At 65.9% G+C, this 845-nt stretch carries 1 protein-coding gene; it reads right to left on the bottom strand.

Translation table 11 applies throughout. The features are described 5' to 3' along the window. Positions 1-845, bottom strand: an 845-nt coding sequence (gene tuf, locus ACW7G3_RS14205) for an elongation factor Tu (RefSeq protein ID WP_456983570.1), incomplete at both ends; no start/stop codon positions are given.

Raw genomic sequence — 845 nt, 5'->3', positions numbered from 1 at the left:
TCGCCCGGCATCACCATCTCCACGCCCTCCGGCAGCTCGCAGGCGCCGGTGATGTCGGTGGTGCGGAAGTAGAACTGCGGACGGTAGCCCTTGAAGAACGGCGTGTGGCGGCCGCCTTCGTCCTTGGACAGCACGTAAACCTCGGCTTCGAAGTTGGTGTGCGGCTGGATCGAAGCCGGCTTGGCCAGCACCTGGCCACGCTCCACGTCGTCACGCTTGGTGCCGCGCAGCAGGATGCCGGCGTTGTCGCCTGCACGGCCTTCGTCCAGCAGCTTGCGGAACATCTCGACGCCGGTCACGGTGGTCGTGGTCGTCGGGCGGATGCCCACGATCTCGACGTTGTCACCGACCTTGATGATGCCGCGTTCGATGCGCCCGGTCACCACGGTGCCCCGGCCGGAAATCGAGAACACGTCTTCCACCGGCATCAGGAAGTCCTTGTCGATGTCGCGCTCGGGCTCCGGAATCCAGGTGTCCAGCGCCTCCACCAGCTTCAGGATCGCCGGCACGCCGATCTCGGACTGGTCACCTTCCAGCGCCTTGAGCGCCGAACCGGTGATGATCGGGGTGTCGTCGCCCGGGAACTCGTACTTGTCCAGCAGCTCGCGGACTTCCATCTCCACCAGCTCCAGCAGCTCGGCGTCGTCCACCATGTCGGCCTTGTTCAGGAACACCACGATGTACGGAACGCCCACCTGGCGGGCCAGCAGGATGTGCTCGCGGGTCTGCGGCATCGGGCCGTCGGCGGCCGAGCACACCAGGATCGCGCCGTCCATCTGGGCAGCACCGGTGATCATGTTCTTCACATAGTCCGCGTGACCCGGGCAGTCCACGTGGGCGTAGTG

The organism is Luteimonas sp. A478, assembly GCF_054052025.1.
The sequence above is the reverse complement of the archived record's forward strand: the minus strand, read 5'-3'. Positions and strand labels throughout refer to the sequence as shown.